This window comes from Bacillus sp. mrc49, from assembly GCF_002803435.1.
Genome location: NZ_PHNG01000169.1, coordinates 1 through 925, shown reverse-complemented (window position 1 = coordinate 925; position 925 = coordinate 1). Strand labels below are relative to the sequence as shown.

Below are 925 nucleotides of genomic sequence, written 5' to 3'. Positions count from 1 at the left end.
TTTCGCACGCCTATTTATTCTCCGGTCCACGAGGAACAGGGAAAACGAGTGCTGCCAAAATTCTAGCAAAAGCAGTGAATTGTGAGCATGCCCCGACAAGCGAGCCCTGTAACGAATGTGCTACCTGCCGCGGAATCACTGATGGCTCCATATCAGATGTGATAGAAATTGATGCAGCATCCAATAATGGCGTCGAGGAAATCCGTGACATTCGTGATAAAGTGAAATATGCACCGAACGCGGTCACATATAAAGTTTATATCATCGATGAGGTACATATGCTTTCACAAGGTGCCTTCAATGCGCTGCTAAAGACATTGGAAGAGCCTCCAAAGCACGTTATTTTCATTTTGGCGACGACCGAGCCGCATAAGATCCCGCTTACGATCATTTCCCGTTGCCAGCGATTTGATTTTAAAAGGATCCAGCCGCAAGATATAGTTGGCAGGATGTCACAAATCATTGCGGAAACGGGCGTTTCGTGTGATGAACAAGCCTTGCATATCATAGCCAGGGCAGCCGAAGGTGGGATGCGGGATGCACTGAGCCTGCTTGATCAAGCTATTTCCTTCAGTTCGGAGACTGTAACGGTGGAAGATGCATTGACTGTCACAGGTTCAGTTTCGCAGGCATTTTTAAGTCGGCTGGCAAAAGCGATATATGATAAAGAAGTGGCAGTGGCCCTAGAGGTACTTGAAGAATTGCTGGCGATGGGGAAAGACCCGGCCAGGTTCATAGAAGACATGATTTATTATTTCCGTGACATGCTTTTGTATCAAACGGCACCAGCTCTGGCAGAATCCTTCGAACGAGTATTGATTGATCCCCAATTTAAAGAATTGGCGGAAGTGATCGCTTCGGAAACGATTTACTCCATTATCGAAAGCTTCAATCAAACCCAGCAGGATATGAAGTGGACTAACCA

Annotated in this window: 1 protein-coding gene; it reads left to right on the top strand. The window is 46.5% G+C overall.

What is annotated here, in order from left to right; all coding sequences use genetic code 11:
- Positions 1–925, top strand: a 925-nt coding sequence (dnaX, locus tag CVN76_RS01175; RefSeq protein WP_157805417.1) for a DNA polymerase III subunit gamma/tau, incomplete at both ends; no start/stop codon positions are given.